Origin of the sequence: Pseudomonas sp. GM74, from assembly GCF_000282455.1 — a bacterium.
Classification (GTDB): domain Bacteria; phylum Pseudomonadota; class Gammaproteobacteria; order Pseudomonadales; family Pseudomonadaceae; genus Aquipseudomonas.
Window position 1 is genome coordinate 1 of the sequence record NZ_AKJG01000008.1, and the last position, 15,306, is coordinate 15,306.

The 15,306-nt window shown below is 60.9% G+C and carries 12 protein-coding genes; 8 read left to right on the forward strand and 4 right to left on the reverse strand.

All coding sequences use genetic code 11. The annotated features are described in order from the left end of the window. Positions 1 to 110 precede the first annotated feature (110 nt). On the reverse strand, positions 111 to 740 hold the full coding sequence (locus PMI34_RS24420; RefSeq protein WP_008046301.1) for a response regulator transcription factor: 630 nt from the start codon (positions 738 to 740) through the stop codon (positions 111 to 113). Positions 741 to 999: 259 nt separating this feature from the next. On the opposite strand from PMI34_RS24420, the gene hpaC reads away from it, so the two are divergent. Beyond that, positions 1,000 to 1,512, forward strand: coding sequence for a 4-hydroxyphenylacetate 3-monooxygenase, reductase component (gene hpaC, locus PMI34_RS24415; protein ID WP_008046303.1), 513 nt, complete (start codon positions 1,000 to 1,002; stop codon positions 1,510 to 1,512). A 137-nt stretch (positions 1,513 to 1,649) separates the two neighbouring features. Here the strand turns inward: hpaC and PMI34_RS24410 are convergent, their stop codons facing one another. After that, a complete protein-coding gene (locus PMI34_RS24410) occupies positions 1,650 to 3,776 on the reverse strand; it encodes a methyl-accepting chemotaxis protein (RefSeq protein ID WP_008046305.1) in 2,127 nt (708 codons plus the stop codon). Between the two features lie 54 nt (positions 3,777 to 3,830). Then, positions 3,831 to 5,153, reverse strand: a complete 1,323-nt coding sequence (locus PMI34_RS24405) for a hypothetical protein (protein WP_008046306.1) — start codon at positions 5,151 to 5,153, stop codon at positions 3,831 to 3,833. Between the two features lie 281 nt (positions 5,154 to 5,434). Here PMI34_RS24405 and feaR point away from each other — a divergent pair, with 281 nt between their 5' ends. The 4 genes from feaR to PMI34_RS24385 all read left to right on the forward strand — a co-directional run bounded on the left by feaR (position 5,435) and on the right by PMI34_RS24385 (position 9,437). After that, a complete protein-coding gene (gene feaR / locus PMI34_RS24400) occupies positions 5,435 to 6,343 on the forward strand; it encodes a transcriptional regulator FeaR (protein WP_008046308.1) in 909 nt (302 codons plus the stop codon). 451 nt (positions 6,344 to 6,794) lie between these two features. Next, entirely contained in the window at positions 6,795 to 7,127 is a 333-nt protein-coding gene (locus PMI34_RS24395; protein ID WP_238538753.1) for a hypothetical protein, read from the forward strand. Between the two features lie 328 nt (positions 7,128 to 7,455). Continuing rightward, a complete protein-coding gene (locus tag PMI34_RS24390) occupies positions 7,456 to 7,845 on the forward strand; it encodes a c-type cytochrome (protein WP_008046312.1) in 390 nt (129 codons plus the stop codon). A gap of 101 nt (positions 7,846 to 7,946) precedes the next feature. Further along, positions 7,947 to 9,437: an aldehyde dehydrogenase family protein gene (locus PMI34_RS24385; protein ID WP_008046314.1), complete on the forward strand. Its 1,491-nt coding sequence runs from the start codon at positions 7,947 to 7,949 to the stop codon at positions 9,435 to 9,437. A 121-nt stretch (positions 9,438 to 9,558) separates the two neighbouring features. Here PMI34_RS24385 and PMI34_RS24380 read toward each other — a convergent pair whose 3' ends face one another. Beyond that, positions 9,559 to 11,958, reverse strand: coding sequence for a DUF3772 domain-containing protein (locus PMI34_RS24380; RefSeq protein ID WP_008046316.1), 2,400 nt, complete (start codon positions 11,956 to 11,958; stop codon positions 9,559 to 9,561). Positions 11,959 to 12,171: 213 nt separating this feature from the next. Here PMI34_RS24380 and PMI34_RS24375 point away from each other — a divergent pair, with 213 nt between their 5' ends. Genes PMI34_RS24375 through PMI34_RS24365 form a run of 3 tightly spaced genes read left to right on the forward strand, consistent with a single transcriptional unit; the run spans position 12,172 to position 15,145 of the window. Next, positions 12,172 to 13,137 carry a tripartite tricarboxylate transporter substrate binding protein gene (locus PMI34_RS24375; protein ID WP_008046318.1) on the forward strand — a complete coding sequence of 322 codons (966 nt, stop codon included), beginning with the start codon at positions 12,172 to 12,174 and terminating at the stop codon, positions 13,135 to 13,137. A gap of 1 nt (position 13,138) precedes the next feature. Continuing rightward, positions 13,139 to 13,621 carry a tripartite tricarboxylate transporter TctB family protein gene (locus PMI34_RS24370; RefSeq protein ID WP_008046320.1) on the forward strand — a complete coding sequence of 161 codons (483 nt, stop codon included), beginning with the start codon at positions 13,139 to 13,141 and terminating at the stop codon, positions 13,619 to 13,621. Positions 13,622 to 13,636: 15 nt separating this feature from the next. Then, entirely contained in the window at positions 13,637 to 15,145 is a 1,509-nt protein-coding gene (locus PMI34_RS24365; protein WP_008046321.1) for a tripartite tricarboxylate transporter permease, read from the forward strand. Positions 15,146 to 15,306: the final 161 nt, after the last annotated feature.

The following is a 15,306-nucleotide window of genomic DNA, read 5'->3' on the forward strand; positions in this document are numbered from 1 at the left end:
CCGCACCGCCGCTCCCACAGTATCTGCTTCGTACACAAATGCTGTGTGCACTGAAGAACCTGTGGGAGCGGGCTTGCTCGCGAAGGCGGCCTGACGGCGAGTACGGAATGTCAGTGCCGCGCCGGCTCATCCACCGGTAAATGCAGCACCTCGCGCACCAGCATGGCAATGCTGCTCACACCCATCTTTTCCTTGATCTTGGTGCGGTGCACATCAACGGTCTTCACGCTGATGTTCAGCTCCCGGGCAATCACCTTGCTGGCCTTGCCATCGATCACCAGCATCAACACTTCCCGCTCTCGGCTGGTCAGCAGTGCCAGCTTGCCTTGCAGGTTCTGACGCTGCTGCTGATCGGCCTGGGCGTGTACGGCGGTCTTCAGCGCGGCCTGGATGCGGTCGATCATCTGCTGCGGGTTGTAGGGCTTCTCGACGAAATCCAGCGCGCCGTTCTTCATCGCCGTGACCGACATCGGAATGTCGCCATGGGCCGAGACGAAAATGGTCGGCAGGGTGCTGCCGCGCTGGTTGAGGATTTCCTGCAACTGGAAACCGCTGGTCTCCGGCATGCGCACGTCGAGCACCAGGCAGGCGGGCTGCTTGGGGTCGTATTGGCTGAGGAACTCTTCGGCGCCGGCAAAGCATTGCGCCTGCACGCTCACCGACTCCAGCAACCAGGCCAGTGAGGTTCGCAGGTCCTTGTCGTCGTCAACGATATAAACAATCGGTTTACGGATTTCCATCGGGGCTGCCACGAAAGTCTTCTAATTATTGTTTTCGCACGGGAACGTGCGGCACGCATTGGCTCATCTTTCTGGAACCAGTATGCAGAATACCCACTGTGGCCGGCCCTTGCGATAAAGAAACCACCTAGTCGACTAGCGGAAACCCAACCCCGCCATGGGGATCGCGAGAATGGTTGCGGCGCGCCCGCAGCCTTAGTCTTGTTCCATCACCTACGGGCCGCCAGATAGCGGTCCTCCTGAAGGAAGGGGCATCGACATGGCCGACCTGAGCCAGCAGCAAATCGACTTTCGCAACGCCATGGCGCAGCTGCCTGCCGCGGTGAACATCATCACCACCAACGGCCCCGGCGGACGTTGCGGCATCACCGCCAGCGCCGTGTGCTCGGTCACCGACTCGCCGCCCACCGTGCTGGTGTGCGTCAACCGCAACAGCGCCACCCACGACGTGTTCCGCACCAACGGCCATCTGTGCATCAACGTGCTGTGTGGCGAGCAGGAAGAACTGGCCCGTCATTTCGCCGGCATGACCAAGGTGCCGATGGACGAACGCTTCGCCTGGGACCTGTGGGACGACGGCGCGGCCGACGTGCCGGTGCTGCGCGATGCCCTGGTGCAGCTTGAGGGGCGGATCAGCGAGTGCAAGGAAGTGGGCTCGCATTCGGTGATGTTCGTGGAACTGACGAAGGTGGGCGTGCGCGAGCCGCGCGACAGCCTGGTGTACTTCAACCGGTTGTTTCATCGCGTTGAGCATGCCGGGACGCATTGCTGATAGACCGCGTTATCGTTCAATCGCGAGCAAGCTCGCTCCCACAGGGATCTGCGGCGTACACGGATTTTGTGCACGGCAGCGATCCAATTGTGGGAGCGGGCTTGCTCGCGATAGCAGCATATCAGGCAACCCAAATCTCAGATCCGAAAGCTCCCCACCAACTGATTCAACCGCCCGGCCTGTTGCTCCAGTTCGGTACATGCCCGCAACGTCGATTGCAGATTCTCCACCCCTTGTTGGTTCAGGGTGTTGATCTGGATGATGTCGACGTTCAACGCCTCGACCACCGCCGTCTGTTCCTCGGTGGCGGCGGCGACGGACTGGTTGACGTTGTCGATCTCGCCGATGCGCTGGGTCACGCTGCCCAGGCGGGAGCCGGCGAGGTTGGCGATGGTGACGCTTTCTTCGCTGTGGCACTGGCTCTCGGTCATGGTGGTGACCGATTCCCGCGCGCCCACCTGCAGTTCCTCGATCATCTGCTGGATCTCCAGCGCCGAGGCCTGGGTGCGTCCGGCCAGGCTGCGTACTTCGTCGGCGACTACGGCAAAGCCACGACCCGCTTCACCGGCCCGCGCCGCTTCAATCGCTGCGTTGAGCGCCAGCAAATTGGTCTGTTGGGAGATGCCCTTGATCACTTCGAGGATCTGCCCGATGTTCACGGTCTTGTCGTTGAGCACTTCGATGTTGGCGCACGAAGCACTGATCTTGCCGGACAGTTCGTTCATCACCTCGATCGTGCGCTGCACCACCTGGCGACCATCCTCGGCCTGCTGCCGTGCGGACGAAGCCTGTTGCGAGGCATCGGAGGCGTTATGGGCGATTTCCTGTGCGGCGGCGCCGAGCTGGTTGATCGCCGCCGCCACGCTGTTGGTGCGGGTGGATTGATCGTCGAAATTGCTCATCGACGAATTCGACGCATCCAGTACGCGCCTTGCGCCTTCATTGACGCCCAGGGCGGCAGACGACACCTCGCGGATCGAATGGTGGATGCGTTCGACAAAGCGGTTGAACGCCGTCGCCAGCTGACCGATTTCATCCTTCGATTGCACTTGCAGGCGCCGGGTCAGGTCGCCTTCGCCAAGTGAGATGTCTTCCATGACCCGGGTCAGTACTTGCAGCGGCCGGGTGATGCGTTGCGCGGTGTACCAGATCAACAGCAGGCCGAGCAGGGCCGACCCGCCACCGAGCAACAGTTCCAGCGCGGTGCTTTGCACACCCCGGGCATCGAGTTCGTTTTGCAGCGTAGTCACTGGCGCCAGCAACACGTTCTGCGGCACACCGACCAACACGCCCCAAGGCGCGGCACCGGCAATCGGTGACAGCGGTTCAAGCACCTTGATTTGCCGGGCGTCGACAAACACTTTTGGCTGGCCCTGACGCAGGCTGTCCATCACTTCGGCGTTGTCCATTGGCTGACCGAGGCGACCGACGTCCTGGCTGTTGGCAGACATCACCCCACGGGGGCTGACGATGCTGATCTGGCCGTTGCCATCGAACAGTTCACGGGCGCTGGCTTCGCTGTTCTGCTGCAGGGCGGCGAGGTTGATGTCCAACCCGACCACGGCGATGACCTTGCCGTTTTCCAGTAGCGGGAAGGCCACGCTGGTCACCAGTTTGCGGCTGCCGGAGGCCTCGTCGAAATAGGGTTCCAGCACACAGGCCTGGCCGGTGTCGCGGGCACAGGTGTAGAAGGCGTTGTACGGTGCGCCGCTCGGGCCCGGCTCGGTGTTGGCGAGCAGGCCTTCGTCACCGATGACCGCTTGCAGTTCGCCGGGTTTGCTCTGCACCCAATAGAGCGAAAAGCGACCGGTTTCATTGCTGCCCAATGCGGCCTGGCCGGCGAAGTCGGCATCGGCGCCGTCGAGTCCACCGGGTTCGAAAATGACATAAAGCCCGAGCAGGTCGGGCTTGTCGATCAAGGCTTGATGAAGTTGGGTGCTGAGTTCCTGGCGCAGTTGCGGACGAGTCAGGCTGCCCTGATGTTGCAGCTGTCGCAGGTACAGCAGGTACCGCGATAACCCCTGGCCGTATTCGTGGGTCTGCATGAAGGTGCGTTGTACTTGCATGGCCTGCACTTTGCCCAGGGCCTGCATGTGTTCCCTGGCCGCACTGGCGAGCATGTCGCCGCTGGCCTCGGCCACTTGCTGGCTGCTCTTGTGGGTCTGATAGAGCGACAACCCCATCAGCAAGCCGACGACCAGCAGCAGACAGAGACCGGCGAGCAGGGCGATCTTGCTCTGGATCGTCAGGAATGTTCTGTGCATTGGAAATACCTTTTTCCACGCGGGCAATGGAGTGGCCACTGCCCGCGGCCGAGATTAGAAACCGGTGGCGAATACCACCTGGGCGTAGACGTTCCTGTCGTTGTTACCCAGTTGGGTACCACCGTCTTCGGCGCTCTTGTCCGGTTGGTAGATGCCCACCAACGGCATCACGGTCAGGTGGTCGTTGACGTGCCATTCGGCGTACAGGTCGACTTCGTGGCCATCGGTGTTGCCCAGGTTGCGGTCGATGGTGTCGTAGTTGAAGTACATCGCGCCGACGTTGAGGTTCTCCAGCGGCGAGACCTTCATCGTGACGTTCTGGATGCGCGAGTTGCTGTTGAACGGCCCGGCGTAGTTGCCCGCCACTTCACCCTGGAACCAGGTGCCGTAGCCACGGCTGAAACCGTAGAACAGGGTGTCGTAGCCTTCCGAGAAGCGGCTGTAGCGGTAGCTGGCGCTCGGTGTCCAGACCGCGTCGGAGAAGGTCCAGCCCGCTTCCAGGTACCAGGCGTCTTCGGTCGATGTGTGGGGCTTGTCCTGCTTGGCGTATTCACCGGACAGGAACAGGTCTTTCACCCCGGCGTTGCCTGCCGCACGCAGGCTGTAGGTCTTCATGCCGTCGCGTTCGAGCTGGATCGGCGAGGCGTACTGTTCATCGATATCGGTGGTCTTGATGAAGGTCAGTCCGACCGTGCCGGCCTCGGCCACGTGCTCCAGGGTGCCGACGTACATTTCGGTCTTGGCCTGGGCGCGGTTGTCGGATTTGAGCCACATCAGGTCGCTGCGCCAGCCTTCCTTGCCGCCCAGACGCAATACGGCGGTTTCGTCGAAGGCCTTGCGGGCTGCCAGGTAGTAGGCGCCGCCACGGTTGAATTCGCCGTCGGCCAGGCCCTTGCCCATGTTCAGCGCGTCGCCATCGATCAGGAAACCGTCGCCGACCACGATGTTCTGACGACCGAAGGACAGGTCGACGCCGTCACTGCCCAACGCGCCGAACAGATCGGCCGAGCGCCAGCCGAGGTAGGCGTCTTCGAACTTGGTGGTGCGTTCCGATCCATCGGAGAAGCCGGCGGCATCGCCATCGCCCCAGGTGCCGGAACTGAGCATGTTCCCCGCGCCGTACGCGGTACCCACACCGCCCAGGCCCTGATCGAAGCTCAAGCCGTATTTGATGTAACCCTCGCGCCACGACGAGCTGCCTTCATTCAGGCGACCGGACAGGGCGTAGTTTTCCTGGCTGTGGAAAATGCCGAACACGGCTTCGAGGGTAGCGTTCAGGTGGCTGTCGTCATCGGCGTAGAGTTCATAGGCACCGGCATTGCCGGCACTGATCATCAGCGCGAGCGTCGAGAGACGAAGCAAGGGGGACTTGAGCATGGTGTGGCATCCGTTCTTGTTCTTGAGCGCAGGGTTGCGGTCTGTCCGGATACTAAGGCGCGGCCATTGTTTGCCCTTTTCCCTGTTTGCCAATTAGTTGGTTGTGCATGCCAGATTGCCCGGCGCGTTGCCACGACGCCGGTTCCTGGTGCGCGAGAACGCGCGCTGCGCAGTAATCGCGCATGGATTGGCATGGCCACCGCGGTATTTCGCGGTGGCCAGCAACAGGAGCGAAAAGTGCAGGGCGCCTCGCAGCGACTAATGCGATGGATGAGGCTGCGATGAGCAATGCACAACAGGTCGAGCGCTTTGATCAATGGCTCGACAAGGTCAATCAGGTCTGCGGACGCTTTGGTGCCAATGTGTTGGGGACGCAGTTTGCGGGCTCGATCGATGAGTACCGCAGCGGTGAGCTCAAGATGAGTTTTGTCGACGTGGCCCAGGCCCGACTGTTCCGCACGCAGCATGAGATCGATCAGGGCGAAGGCTCCCATTACTACGCGGCGTTCCAGCTGGCCGGCGAAGCCGTGATGGAGCAGCAGGGCAGTTGCATCACCCTGTTGCCGGGGGATATCACCCTGATCGACTCCACGCGCCCAAGCAACTTTGTCTACCGCAACAACGCCCGTCAGTTGTCATTGATACTGCCCCGGGAGCGGGTCGAACAGCAGATGCGTTACACCACGGTCAAACCCGCGCAACGCATTCCGGCTTCGGCTCCGATGGCGGGGCTGGCCCATCGCCTGATCCTCGGTTCAACGGAACAAGGCCTCAATCACGCGGAAAGCGCAGCGACGCTGGACGCGGTGATCAGCTTGCTGCGCCCGGCGATGGGGGAGAGCGAAGTGGACGACTCACCCCAGGTACGCACCTTCCGCAAGGCGTTGCGCTTTATCGATGAACACATCGGTGACGAAGCGCTGTGCCCCGAATGGCTGGCGACCCAGGTGGGCGTCTCCGTGCGCGGCCTGTACCGGCTGTTTTCCCGACACGGCCTGGTGGTGGCGCAATACGTGAAAAACCGCCGCCTCGACCTATGCGCCGAACAACTGCGCCATGCCCGGGGCGAGGGCAAGCTGTGTGCGCTGGGCTATGAGTGGGGCTTTAACGATTCGAGCTATTTCTCTACGGCGTTCAAGTCGCGCTTTGGCGTTTCGCCGGGTGAGTATCGCAAGCGGTATACGAATTGAGTGGTCCGGCCAGGACCCCGCCACGCAATGGCAACCGATCAGCAAGGTTGCCGTCCGTCGTTTTTTTATAAAGCTAAAACGCAAACTCAAAAAAGATACTTTGAAAAAAGAAGGAAATTGCCTACTCCGACCTACAGACGGCCGAGGCCAGCATCGTTCGCTTTGTGGTCAACGTTTATTTTGTTTTTAAAGGCTTGTAAAAACTTATCGGTGTAATGATGCTTTTACGACGTTAATAAGAAAAAAATATTCCGAATGTCCTGTGCGAACCATCTTTTTATATTGAGTGAAATTTCCTGCGTGTAAAAAAATGTCTCTTGCGCTCCGTTTTGAAAGTTATTAAAAGTAGATGCGTCACTTGATTTTGGTGGCGATCTCTCTAATAGCGGGTAATAAAAAATGAAATGCGAAAATTTTGGAGTCGTTCCTTGTTTTGACGATGAGCTTGAATATGGCTCATCTCCGCACATTGCCGAAGGCCCCTGGGTACAAGACGGCAGTGAAGGTGACGATGGGGGTGGCAGAAGTGCTTTACCTGATCCTGCAAAGAGACTTCATGATGTTAAATTTACAAAGCTACGAAATACTTTACTTTGACTCCGGTAGTTTGGAGGTTTCGAAGAACGACAGGTCGATAATGCGTTCGCCATCTTTAGCTGTGGCTCTGGCTAAACTAAAAGACTACAAGAATGTTTCGAAGGCAGAGTTTGATGAGATGTTGTCAGAGTATGGTTTGAATCCGGAGTCGGATTACGATTTTTTAGAGTTGAAAAAGCTGAAGTAGCCATCACCTGTTTGGCTAGTGCAAGTGCTGATCTCGCAAATCTACACTGCATAAATTGAGTGCGCCTTCTGGTAGGAGCTGCCGTAGGCTGCGATCTTTTGATCTTGCTGTCGACGATATCGAGAACAGGAAGATCAAGAGATCGCAGCCTGCGGCAGCTCCTGCGCAATCTGGCACAACCGCCAACACAACTGGCACGCAGGGCAAAACCTGCGTGTCGGCGACCACCGACAATCCCTACCAACCTGCCGAAGCACCGTTGCCTCGGCATTTTTAGTGTTGGCGTTCGCTTGCTGGCGGGCGCGTGGATTTTCAAGGTCGTTTTCCTATGTTCACTTCGCTGCGTTTGCCCCTGATCGGTTTGTTGTCCTTCACCCTGGTCCAGGCGGTGTCCGCCGCCGAGTGTGCCCCGGACACGCGCCGTGGCGGCGAAGTGTTTGCCACCGAGTGCAGCGTCTGCCACGCGGTGACCAAGGGCACGACCGGCATGATGGGGCCGAATCTGTTCGGTGTGTATGGGCGCAAGTCCGGCTCGCTGGAGGGTTTCAGCTACTCCCAGGCCATGCGCGACAAAGACGTCGACTGGCAGGCAGAGAACATCGCGCAACTGATCACCCAGCCCCAGGCCTTCGTGCCGGGCACCTACATGCCCTACATGGGCCTGGCTTCCGCCGACGACCGCCAGGCGGTCGCGTGCTTCCTCAAAGAACAACACTGATCAGTCGAATTTTCGCCTGACAACCACCAACCCCTGTGGGAGCTGGCTTGCCAGCGAAGACGGCCTTGAGTCGGCTCCTGCATCTGAATGAAAGGTGAATTATGAGCAACGTTGAAATCCTGCCCCAGATTGCTGCATTCCTCGAACGTCGCCACGGCTGCTTCATTGATGGCCAGTGGGTGCTTGCCGAGGGCGACAGTATCGCCGTGGTCAACCCGGCCACCGGGCAAACCCTGTGCGAAACCCTGGATGCGCCGCTGGAACTCGTCGAGCGCGCCGTGCAGTCGTCCCACAAGGCTTTCAAATCTGGCGTGTGGTCCAGCCTGCGCCCGGCGGACCGTGAACGCATCCTGCTGAACTTCACCCGTCTGGTCGAAGAACACGCCGAAGAACTGGCCCAGCTGGAAACCCTGAGCCAGGGCAAGTCGATCAACATGGCCCGCGCGCTGGACCTCAACGCCACCGTGGAATTCATGCGCTACATGTCCGGCTGGGCGACCAAGATCGAAGGCCAGACCTTCGATGTGTCGATCCCGCTTCCACCGGGCGCGAAGTTCACCGCGTTCACCAAGCGCGAGCCGGTGGGTGTGGTGGTCGGCATCGTGCCGTGGAACTTCCCGCTGCTGATCGCCGCCTGGAAACTGATGCCGGCCCTGGCCACCGGTTGCACGGTGATCATCAAGCCAGCGATGGAAACCCCGCTGACCGCCATGCGCCTGGCTGAGCTGGCGTTGGAAGCCGGCATCCCGGCCGGCGTGTTCAACGTGGTCACTGGCGGCGGCGCCTCCGTTGGCGGCGTGCTGACCGCGCATCCGTTGGTGAGCAAAGTGTCGTTTACCGGTTCCACCGCCGTGGGCAAGAGTGTCGGCGTGGCGTGCATGGAAAACATGACGCGCTTCTCCCTGGAACTGGGCGGCAAGAACCCGATGATCGTGCTCGCCGATGCCGACATCGAAAAAGCCGTGCAAGGCGCGATCCTCGGTGGCTTGCTGAACAACGGCCAGGTTTGCGCAGCGGCCTCGCGCTTCTACGTGCACCGTTCGATCCACGACCAATTCGTCGAAGCCCTGGCCGCCGTCGTCTCCTCGATGCCGATTGGCGCCGGCATGAATTGCGACGCGGCGATCAACCCGCTGGTATCGCGCAAGCAACAACAAAGCGTGCTCAAGCACATCGAACTGGCCCGCCAGCAAGGTGCGCGGGTGGTGACGGGCGGCGAGTTGCTGGAAGGCGACGGCTTCTTCGTGCAGCCGACCATCCTGGCGGACATCGACCACAGCATGGCCGTGGCCCGCGAAGAGGTGTTTGGCCCGGTGCTGGGCGTGATGCCGTTCGACGACGAAGACGCCGTGATCGAACTGGCCAACGACAACCGCTACGGCCTGGCCGCCAGCCTGTGGACCAACGACCTGGGCAAGGCGATGAACCTGGTGCCGCGCATCGAAGCCGGTACGGTCTGGATCAACGCCCATGTGTTGCTCGACCCGGCGATGCCGTTCGGTGGCGTCAAGCAATCGGGCATGGGCCGTGAGTTCGGGCGTGCGGTGATCGAGGCTTACACTGAGCTCAAGTCGGTGTGCATCGCCCATTGATCAACCTGTAGGAGCGACGGTGCGGCGATCCGACTTGCTTGCGAAAAACGTCAAGATAATGCGGTCTGTCAGTCAGTTCGCATTATCGTTGGCGACCATTGCGAGCAGGCTCGCTCCCCCATCATGCTGCGGGTGGCGGTTTCGCCAGTTCAATCCCCGCAGCCCCCAGCCGCTTGAGAATTTCAAACAGCAGCTCGCTTTTGATCGCGCTGACCGTGCGTGGGCTGCCGACATAGCCGGTGATGGTCAAGGTGATGCCTTCAGGCTTCAGCTGACTGAAGCGCAAATAAGGCACCGGTTTATCCAGGATCGATTCGTGTTCGGTGAAGGTGTCGTACAGCAGGTTCTGTACTTGCTCCGGGTCGATGTCCAGCGGGAACACCAGTTCGAGCATCACCACGCCTTGGGCGCTGCCGCCGAGGGTGACGTTGCGCAGGTTCTGCGAAATCAGGTGGGAGTTGGGCACGATCATGATCGAGCGGTCGGCCAGTTGTATCTCCGTGGCCCGTACGTTGATCCGGCGAATGTCGCCTTCGACGCCGCTGATGCTGATCAGGTCGCCGACCTTTACCGGGCGCTCGGTGAGCAGGATCAGGCCGGAAATGAAATTCTTCACGATCTCCTGAAGACCAAAGCCGATACCCACTGACAGGGCACTGACAATCCAGGCCAGGTTGGTCCACTTGACCCCCAGCGACGACAGCGTGAGCAGCACCACGGATGCGTAACCGATGTTGGCAAACAGGGTGCTGAGCGAGGCGCACATGCCCGGGTCCATCTCGGTTTTGGGCAGGAACTCGTTATCCAGCCAGCGCCGGAAGGAGCGAATCAGGTAGATACCGATCACCAGGGCGAGGATGGCATTGAGCAGGTTGTCCGGGACGATGTTGAGTTTGCGCAGCCCTTCGCCGCCGAGTACGGCCACGGTGCCGGTGACCAGTTGCCCGAGCGTTGTCCCCACGCCACCGACAAACAGGGCAATGACGCCGATCAGTATCAGGATGGCGCGGCCAGCCCCGGACATTACAGTGCAGATCTGCTCCAGGCGTGGATTGCCGATGCCCAGTAGTTGTTTGATCGCCTTGCCGGTGGGTTTGCGGGGCGAGAACAGGTAGTCGCAAGTGTCCTGGTAAACCTGTGTGAGCAGGTAGAAACCGGCGCAGATGATGAATATCCAGACCAATTCATAGGTGATGAACCGGGCCATCGTCACGTAGCCGATCAACAGGGCGAACAGGGACACCACCACGGCAGCGCCGGTGAAGGTGTAAATCAGACCGGCGAAGGTGGTGACGCCTTCGGGGGCTTCTCCGGCAATGATCAGGTCTCTGCGCGTCTTGCTGACGCGCAACAACAGCGCACCGATCACCAGTGCCGCGACCAATGCCACGACGCCCCGACCGAACAACACCACTTCGGCGCTCATGCCGGTGACATTGCTCATCTGCACCAGGGTCACCAGCACCAGCAGCAGGCTGGCCAGCAACCTCGGATAGGGCTCCATCACCAGCGCCACCGGATCGGCAATATCGGGCAGGCGCCATGAAGGATGCTTGGTGGACAACAACGCGCGGCTCAGCCCGGTGATCAGCACGCAGGTATAGGCCAGCTTTTCCAGATACTGCGCCAGGTCGGCCAGCAGAGGGGTGTAGGGCAGTTGCCGGGTCCCGGCAAAATTCAGCAGTTGCAGGGCGATGCCGGCGGTCAGCACCGTCGCCACCACCGACGCCAGTGCAAGGGAGCTGCGCCGCAACCGGCCTTCAGGCATTCGATGGATGCACAACCAGGCCAGGGCCCGTCCGGCGAGCTTTCGCCCCACGGTCCAGATGGCCAGGGCCAGGATCAGCAGGGCGGCCGTGATCCCGCGTTGTCCGGGTTGCCAGGCGGCCCGGTGCGTGGTCTCGAGTTGCTCGATGAGGGCGCTGAAACGTTGGCGGTCATCGATCGGAAGATTGAACAATGGCGACCAGAAGCTCGGGTTCAGGATACTGCTGGTCTGCTGGGTCACTTCCGCTTCCAGCAGACTGCGCCGGATGCTGGCAATCTGCGTGATCAGCTCGCCGGCATTTATTTTGAGCGCGGCCAGGGTTTTGAGTTGGCTGTCGATCTTGTCTTTTTGTTCGCCGAGGGCGTCTCGTTGGGAGGTAATGGCCGTCGTCACCTGTGCGTTCTCGTCAAGCGGCACTGGCCCCAGCACGTTGAGTTGCGCCTGCAATTGTGCCTGTCCAGGCAGTAGTGAAGTGGACAGGCGTTCAATGTCCTGTATCAGTACTTGCACCAGGTCCTGTGAGCTTTCCAGCTGAGTGTAATTGGTGGCCTGGGAAACCTGCTGCTTGAGGCTGTTGAGCTGGTTTTGCACCCCCAGCAATTCGCTGTCGGAGATGCTGATGATCGGGGCTGCGGGGGCAGGGGCAGGCGCAAGAGCAGGTGCGTCGGCCATGTCCCCCGCCAACAGCCATCCCGGGCTTGCCGCCACAACCGCGAAGGCGACGTAAACCATTGACTTCAAGACATTGCGCATCGGCGAGCTCGACGGGTTGTTGGTCACTTAGCCAATGAGGTTAGGCCATGACACGCACCCTGGAGCGATGTTTTGTCGAAAGTGCCGCGGGTAGTTTGAGCAAAACAGATCAACCCGAGGATCCATGGCCTAAGCTTGTTTGCAGGCCCCTGTTCATCGCGCGCGTCGATGGGCAAGCGGCACCTATAAAAACAATGCAATCAGGAGATGCCCATGTCCGCTTTGATCCGTCGTTTCAGTCGCTGCATGGCCGCCGGTTTGACCGCTGCCGTGCTTGCAGCGCCAGCCTTGGCGCTGGATACCGTGAAATTCATGGCCCCGGGTTCCGTGGGCGGTGGTTACGACCAGACCGCCCGGGTGCTGGGCAAGGCCATGGTCGAGGTCAATACGGCCAAGGCCGTGACCTTTGAGAACAAGGGCGGGGCGGGCGGAACCCTGGGGCTGGCGCAATTTGCCAACAGCACCAAGGGCGATCCGAACGCATTGTTGGTGGTCGGCGCGATCATGGTCGCGGGCATCGAACAGAACAAACCGCAGATCAGCCTGAAGGATGTGACGCCCATTGCCCGGCTGTTCACCGAGTACAACGTGATCGCCGTGCGCAAGGAATCCGAATTCAAGACCCTCGATGACCTGATCAAGGCCTTCAAGGCCAAGCCAACGAGCATCGCCTGGGGCGGCGGCTCCAAGGGCTCGGTGGATCACATCGGCATCGCCGAGCTGGCGGGCAAGCTGGACGTGCCGGTCAACAAGGTCAACTACGTGGCCTTTGGTGGCGGTGGCGAGGTGGTTGCCCAGGCGCTGGGCGGCCAGCTCAAGGTGATCACCGGCGGTTACGCCGAGTTGGGCCAATACATCAAGACCGGTCAGTTCCGTGTCCTGGCCATCGGCGCGCCGGAGCGGGTTCCCGGCATTGATGCACCGACCCTCAAGGAGAGCGGCTACGATGTGACTATCGGCAACTGGCGCGGCGTTTACGGTGCGGCGGGCCTTACCCCGCAGCAGCGTAAAGAGGTGATCGACGCGGTCGTGGCCGCCACCAACAGCAAGGTGTGGCAGGACAATATCCAGACCAACGCCTGGACGCCCAGCGTGCTGACCGGCGATGACTTCGGCAAGTTCGTCGAGGAAGAACACGTGCGGTTGCACGCCATGCTGGTCAAGGTCGGGCTGCTTTGAGATGGCCACACAGCGCGCAGTGGTGCCGACGCAATTGGCGGTCGGCATCGGCCTGATCGCCATCAGCGTCGTATTGGCGATTGGCGCCCACCGTTTTCCGCCCGAAATGGGCTTCGTGATCCTGCCGGCGTACGTCTATCCCTATGTCGTGGCGGCGTTTCTGGGTGCGGTGGGGCTGCTGCTGGGGTATCAGGCCGTCAGCGGCGGCTTTCGAGAGCTGGATAACGACACCGCCACGGTGCCCGGTGGAAAAACCGGTGCTGCGTGGGTGACGGCGGGGCTTGTCGGGGTGGCGGTGCTGATCAACGTGATCGGGTTCGTGCTGGCCGCCGGGTTGCTGTTTGCCTGCTCGGCGCGGGGTTTCGGCAGCCGTCATCCCGTGCGGGACCTGGCCATCGGCATTGCCTTGACCCTGCCGATCTACTGGCTGTTCAACGCCGGGCTGGGGGTTTCCCTGCCGTCGCTGATCAACATCTGGCTTTGAAAGGAGATCGACACCGTGGACATTCTTTCAAGCCTGGCGATGGGTTTTTCCTCGGCGCTGACGCCGATCAATCTGATGTGGGGGTTCATCGGCTGCCTGCTCGGCACCGCCATCGGCGTGTTGCCGGGGATCGGTCCGGCGTTGACGGTGGCCCTGCTGTTGCCGATCACCGCCAAGGTCGACCCCACCGGCGCGCTGATCATGTTCGCCGGTATCTATTACGGCGCGCAGTTCGGAGGCTCCACCACCTCGATCCTGCTCAACACGCCGGGTGAATCGTCCTCCATGGTCACGGCCCTGGAAGGCAACCTGATGGCGCGCAACGGCCGGGCGGGACCTGCGCTGGCGACGGCGGCAATCGGCTCGTTCGTCGCCGGCACCATCGCCACGATCTTGCTGACGCTGTTTGCACCCATCGTGGCCAGGCTGGCCCTGAATTTCGGCCCGACCGAATACTTCGCGATCCTGGTGCTGTCGTTCACCACCGTGTCGGCGGTGCTCGGCGCTTCGATGCTGCGCGGGTTCGCCTCGCTGGGCGTCGGGTTGACCATCGGTTTGATCGGCCTGGATTCGACCTCGGGCATTGCCCGCTACACCCTCGGCGTGCCGGAACTGGTGGACGGTATCGAAGTGGTGCTGGTGGCGGTTGGTTTGTTCGCGGTGGGCGAGGCCTTGTACAGCTTGCTCTATCAAAAGGAATCAAACGAGGGCCGGCATCGCCTGACTTCGTTGTGGATGACCCGCGCCGACTGGAAACGCTCGGTGCCCGCGTGGCTGCGGGGCACGCTGATCGGCTTTCCGTTTGGCTCGATTCCGGCCGGTGGCGCCGAGATTCCGACCTTCCTGTCCTATTCCACCGAACGCAAACTCAGCAAGTACCCCAAGGAGTTTTCCGCCAACAAGGGCGAGGGCGCCATCGAAGGCGTGGCCGGCCCGGAAGCGGCCAACAACGCCAGCGCGACCGGTTCCCTGGTGCCGTTGCTGACCCTGGGCATCCCGACGTCCGCCACGGCGGCGATCCTGTTGGCGGCGTTCCAGAACTACAACCTGCAACCGGGGCCGATGCTGTTCGAAACCTCCGCCGAACTGGTCTGGACGCTGGTGGCCTCGCTGTACATCGGCAACGCGATTCTGCTGGTGTTGAATCTGCCGCTGGTGGGGCTGTGGGTCAAACTGTTGCAAATCCCCCGGCCGTACCTGAACGCCGGCATCCTGGTGTTCGCCACCATCGGTGTGTATGGCATGCGCCACTCATCCTTCGACCTGATCCTGATGTTGGCCATTGGCTGGGGCGGGGTGCTGATGCGCCGTTTCGACTTTCCCGTCGCCCCGGTGATCGTCGGCATGCTGCTGGGTCCGATGGCCGAGAAACAACTGCGCAACGCCTTGTCCATCAGCGAGGGCGACTGGACAGTGTTCCTCACACAACCGATCTCGGCGTTCTTCCTCGCCCTGACGCTGCTGGTGCTGGTGGTGCCCCATGTGCTGCATAAACGCGGCATCAAGTTGCATGAGGATGATTGAGCAATCCCTGTGGGAGCGGTGTGTCAGTGAAATAATTGTCAACTGACCCGGCGCCTTCGCGGGCAAGTCGGATCGCCGCACCGCCGCTCCCACAGGGTCAGTGGGTGTACGCAGTATTCGTTAACTACAGAAATTACTGTGGGAGCGGGCTTGCCCGCGAA